The 5,234-nt window shown below is 69.8% G+C and carries 4 protein-coding genes; 1 reads left to right on the top strand and 3 read right to left on the bottom strand.

Annotated elements, in window-relative coordinates; translation table 11 throughout:
- Positions 1-133: 133 nt before the first annotated feature.
- Positions 134-1,672, bottom strand: coding sequence for an MFS transporter (locus J1C73_RS30105; RefSeq protein ID WP_207319149.1), 1,539 nt, complete (start codon positions 1,670-1,672; stop codon positions 134-136).
- 218 nt (positions 1,673-1,890) lie between these two features.
- Positions 1,891-2,553 carry a TetR/AcrR family transcriptional regulator gene (locus J1C73_RS30100; RefSeq protein ID WP_207319148.1) on the bottom strand — a complete coding sequence of 221 codons (663 nt, stop codon included), beginning with the start codon at positions 2,551-2,553 and terminating at the stop codon, positions 1,891-1,893.
- Positions 2,554-2,872: 319 nt separating this feature from the next.
- On the opposite strand from J1C73_RS30100, the gene J1C73_RS30095 reads away from it, so the two are divergent.
- Positions 2,873-4,150, top strand: a complete 1,278-nt coding sequence (locus tag J1C73_RS30095) for a M6 family metalloprotease domain-containing protein (protein WP_207319147.1) — start codon at positions 2,873-2,875, stop codon at positions 4,148-4,150.
- On the opposite strand, the gene J1C73_RS30090 is transcribed toward J1C73_RS30095, so the two are convergent.
- A partial coding sequence (locus J1C73_RS30090; RefSeq protein WP_207319146.1) for a class I adenylate-forming enzyme family protein occupies positions 4,137-5,234 on the bottom strand: 1,098 nt, incomplete at its 5' end. The genes J1C73_RS30095 and J1C73_RS30090 overlap by 14 nt on opposite strands.

Raw genomic sequence — 5,234 nt, 5'->3', positions numbered from 1 at the left:
GGCCGGACTACAGCCGGAGGGCACGAACGCCGATCTGCCCTGGCTCCGCTGACCCACCGCGCACCGCACGCACCTCTGCCCCGGTTCCGTTCGGCGGAACCGGGGCAGAGGTGCGTGTGCGGCTCTGGATGGCTCAGTGAGCGACGACCGGGATCTTGAACTCGTCCTCGACACCGTCGGCGGAGCCGGAGCCGGAGCCGGTACCACCGGACGTCGTGATCGACGAGGGACGGCCGGCGTTGATGAAGGTCACCGCGATCGCGGAGGCCACCACCAGGATGCCGACGGCCCACCAGATGGCGCCGGTGAAGCCGTGCACCATCGACTGGAGCTTCAGCAGCTCCGGGTCGGTGGCACCGAGCGCGGCGTGCGAGGTGGCGTACGCCGTGGCGGCCGAGGCGGCGATGGTGTTGAGCAGCGCCGTACCGATCGCACCACCGACCTGCTGCGAGGTGTTGACCATCGCGGAGGCGACACCCGCGTCACGCGGCTCGATACCGTGCGTGGCCAGCGACATGGCGGGCATGAACGCCGTACCCATGCCCAGACCCAGCAGGAGCTGCCCCGGCAGGATGACCGCCGCGTAGGACGAGTCGATCTCCAGCTGCGTGAGCAGCAGCATGCCGATGGCGGCGGTCAGGAAGCCGGGGCCCATCAGCATGCGGGCCGGGACCCGGGTCATCAGCCGGGCGCCGATCTGCGTCGAACCGGTGATCATTCCCGCGATCATCGGGAGGAAGGCGAAACCGGTCTTGATCGGCGAGAAGCCCTGGACGACCTGCAGGTAGTACGTGAGGAAGAGGAACAGGCCGAACATCGCGATGATGGCCAGGCCCAGCGAGAGGTAGACACCACCGCGGTTGCGGTCCATCACGACGCGCAGCGGGAGCAGCGGCGACTTGACCCTGGACTCGGTCAGGACGAAGGCCAGCAGCAGCACGGCGGAGGCGACGAACGTGCCGATGGTCAGCGAGTCCGACCAGCCGCTGGACTCGGCGCGGGTGAATCCGTACACCAGCGAGACCAGACCCAGCGCGGACAGGACGACGCCCGGAATGTCGAGCGAGGAACGGTTGCGGCTGCCGACCGGCTCTCGGATCACGAAGTACGCGCCGACGGCGGCGACGATCGCGAACGGGATGTTGACGAAGAAGGTCCAGCGCCAGTTCAGCGTCTGGGTGAGGAAGCCGCCGAGGATCAGGCCGACGGCGCCACCACCACCGGCGATCGCACCGTAGATGCCGAACGCCTTGGCGCGCTCCTTGGCGTCGGTGAACATCACCGCGAGCAGCGAGAGCGCCGCAGGGGCGAGCAGGGCGCCGAACACACCCTGGAGTGCGCGCGAGCCGAAGAGCATGCCCTGGTTCTGCGCCGCTCCGCCGAGCGCCGAGGCCAGGGCGAAGCCGATCAGACCGACGACGAAGGTGCGCTTACGGCCCCAGAGGTCGGCGATCCGGCCTCCGAAGAGCAGCAGTCCACCGAAGGCGAGGGCGTAGGCCGTGATGACCCACTGCTTGTTGGCATCTGTGATGCCCAGGTCCGTCTGAGCGTGCGGCAGCGCGATGTTCACGATCGTGGCATCGAGCACGACCATCAGCTGAGCGAGCGCGATGAACGCCAGCGCCTTCCAGCGACTCGGATCAGGGAGTCGGATATCAGGTGTTTTTGACATGGGAGTAGCCACCTAAGAGCGCGCTCGGGCGCGCGAAGTCGTGAACCGTGAAAGCGGTCGTGAACCGTGGATGCGGAGGAGAAGCTCGGTGAGGGCCTGGGCCAGGCGCGGACCGGGCGTGGACCGGGCGTGGGTCTGGCGTGGGTCGGGACGAAAGGGGTGGTCGAGGCGCGGTGGACGCGCGGCCGGGCAGCCGTCTCAGGAGCCCGGCGCGATGGTCATGTCCGGCGCCGCAGATCCTCCAAGGTCGCCGCCGTTCCAGTCAGTCGGGACCGGGCCGGGGCCTCCAGTCCGTCCAGGAACAGCTGGATGTGGCGGTGGGTGAACCGGTCGATGTTCATACGGGCGATGCCTGGCAGCGGCCGGGTGAGCTGGGAGAGGGCGACCAGTACGTCACCGACGGCGATGTCGGTACGCAGGCGCCCCGCGGACATGGCACGCGCGACGAGTCCTTCGACGGCCTCTTCGAGGCGTCGCCGCTCGGCGAGCAGTTCGGGATGGTCCTTGTCGAAGCCGCCGGACAGCATCGGGCACAGCGCACCGATCCGTTCGTCGGCCGCCGCGTGCACGAAGCGACTGAGCGCAATGAAGGGGTCTCCCTCATCGTTCGCGGCTTCCTCGGCGCGATCGGTGGTGCGAGAGGTGACCGCGAGGACGACCTCATGGGTCAGCGCGGCCCGGTCGGGGAAGTTCCGGTAGAGCGTGGCGTTGCCGACGCCCGCGCGGCGGGCGACCTCGTCGAGCGGCACATCCGGCCCGAACTCGACGAACATCTCGCGCGCGGCCGTCACGATCCGCTCCCGGTTGCGCAGCGCGTCAGCCCGCGGGCGCGGCGTACGCGGCTGCGCGGTTCCGGCGGCGGTACGGGCGACGGTGTCCACGACGGCGCTCCTTCTCTTCCTGGCCTTCCGGCCGACCTTCCGACTGCTCTTGCGGTCCGTGCTGTTCGTGCGTGCGTTACTCGGGCGGCCCCTCCGCGTAACCGGGGAGCGTTTCCCCGCTTCGCAGGGACACAGGTTCAAACGGGGAAAGGATCCCCGGTTATTTCCCGACCTAATGTGACCTGAGTCACATCGCCTTGAAGCGGGGAAATCCCACCCCTTCGGCGCACCCAACGCGCGGCGCCGTACCACCCGTCACAGGCTGATCGGCAGAGCGCAGCCAGGGTCGGCCGGCTGCCGCGGCCCCGAAGGCGGCTTCATGCAGCAGCCCCGCCACCGGATACGCAAGCACCGTCACCCGGTCGCCCTTGGCGCGGCAACAGCCCTGGTCATCGCGGCGCTGGCCTCGGCCAGCAACACGCTCCCCCTTCCCAGCCGGGCCTCCGCCGGTCCGGTGTCCAGCACCGGACCGGCCGGGCTCGGCCCGTGCCGGATCTCGTCGACCATGGGTGTACAGATGTCGGAGGGCATGCCGACACAGCCGGGCTACGCCCGCTCCACCGGTCAGATCCACGCGCTCAATCTGATGGTCGACTTCCCGGACGCGCCGGGGAAGGAGCCGGCCATGGACCGGCTCGCCGAATTCTTCCCGCAGACCACCGACTGGTTCCGCACCAGTTCGTACGGGCGGCTCACCTACGTGCCGGAGGCCCCGGTGAAGTCCTGGCTGCGGATGCCGCTGCCGTTCTCGGGATACGGGATCGAGCGCGGATCACCGTACGAACCGGGCTACCGCCACCTCGTCCAGGACATAGTCGCCGCCGCCGACCCGAAGGTGGACTTCAGCGCGTACGACCTGGTCAACATTCTCGTCAGCCCGAACGCCGGACCCTCCGCCCTGGACACCGTGCTGTCCGTGACCTTCTCGGGCAACAACGACGCCCCGTACGCGGACGGCGTGCCGCTCGCCAACACATCCTTCGTCTACAGCCGGCAGGACGACGGCTCGGGGTCGTACGCCCAGAACGGATACCGCGTCCTCCCGCACGAGAACGGCCACGTCTTCGGCCTGCCCGACCTCTACACGATGCAGGGCGGCGGCTCCGTCGGGCACTGGGACATCATGTCCGAGGACTGGGGCGCCAACAACGACATGCTGGGCTGGCACAAGTGGAAGCTCGGCTGGCTGGACAACAGCCAGATCAGCTGCGCCTCCGGGACCGGCACCAGCGACCACGTCCTCGAGCCGCTGGCCACCCGCGGCGGCCCGAAGCTGGCGTTCGTGCCGCTGACCGCGGAGTCCGGCTTTGCGGTGGAGGTACGGACCCAGTCAGGCAACGATCAAGCGGTCTGCCGCCCCGGCGTACTGATCTACAAGGTGAGCTCGGACGTCGACACCGGCCAGGGGCCCATCTCCGTCGCGGACAGCACCAAGGACAGCAGCGGCTGCACCCGGCTGCCCAATGTGCACGCCGAACTCTCCGACGCCCCGTTCCAGCCCGGCCAGACCTTCACCGACCAGGCCAGCGGGATACGCATATCGGTGGTCGACAAGGAGGCCAAGGGGAACTACCGGGTACGAGTCACTCGCCCCTGACCGCCCGCGCCTCCCGCACCTCCCGCTCGACCGGCCCGCGCAGCTCCCGCTTGAGGATCTTTCCGGTGGCGTTGCGGGGCAATGGCTCCCCGGACACCAGCACATGCGCCGGGACCTTGAACGCGGCCAGGCTCCGCCTCACATGGGCCCGCAGATCCTCGGTCGTGGCGACGGCACCGGGGCGGAGCCGGACGACCGCGGCGACCTCCTCGCCCAGCACCGGGTGGGCCACCCCCAAAACCGCCGCGTCCTCGACATCCGGGTGGTCGTGCAGCACGCCCTCGACCTCGACGCAGTACACGTTCTCACCGCCGCGGATCACCATGTCCTTGAGCCGGTCGACAACGCTGACCCGCCCTTCGTGGACCACCGCCAGGTCTCCGGTACGGAACCAGCCACCGCTGAACGCCTGCGCCGTCGCCGCCTCGTCCCGCCAGTAGCCCCGGACCAGCGCCTGGCCGCGCAGCCACAACTCGCCGACCTCCCCCTCGGGCAGCACTTCCCCCGCCGGACCGGCGATGCGCACCTCCGTGGTGGGGGTCGGGCGGCCGACACTGCCCGGGTGCAGCCGGTAGTCCGCGCCGAAATTCGCCATGACTCCACCACTGGTCTCGGTCAGCCCGTACCCGTTGCGCGGCTCGATCCGCTCGCCGTAGCGGGCGGTCAGCCGAGCGACCAGATCCGGCGGGGCGGCGGCCCCGCCCGTGTTGAGCATCTGGAGGCTCTCCAGACCGTCTCCCTCCCGGGTGGCCGCGGCGAGCAGCTGAAGCGCGGTGGCCGGCACTCCGGCGTAGTGCGTCACCCCGTGCTCACGGATCAGCCGCAGCGCTTCCTCCGCGTCCCACTTGCGCATCAGGACGAGTGCGCCACCCGCCGACATCGCGGCGTAGAAGCTGGTGAACGCGGCGACGTGGAAGAACGGGAACGTCAGCAGCGAGACCGGCGCCGGCCCCTGTCCCGGGATGACACCCCGGCTGAGCGCGGAGGCCGCCGCGTGGAACCGCGGATTGCGCGCGGCACCCGCCTGGGCGAGCTGTGTGGCGACGGCGCCCTTGGGCCTGCCGGTGGTGCCGGAGGTGTAGAT

This window comes from Streptomyces laculatispora, from assembly GCF_017353455.1.
Lineage (GTDB): Bacteria > Actinomycetota > Actinomycetes > Streptomycetales > Streptomycetaceae > Streptomyces > Streptomyces laculatispora.
Note: the sequence above shows the minus strand (reverse complement) of the source record. Positions and strands in the feature narration are given on the sequence as shown.

Excerpts from the sequence above, each read along its gene's own strand:
- J1C73_RS30105 (WP_207319149.1), bottom strand. The coding sequence starts at position 1,672 with ATGTCAAAAACACCTGATATCCGACTCCCTGATCCGAGTCGCTGGAAG.
- J1C73_RS30095 (WP_207319147.1), top strand. The coding sequence starts at position 2,873 with ATGCAGCAGCCCCGCCACCGGATACGCAAGCACCGTCACCCGGTCGCC.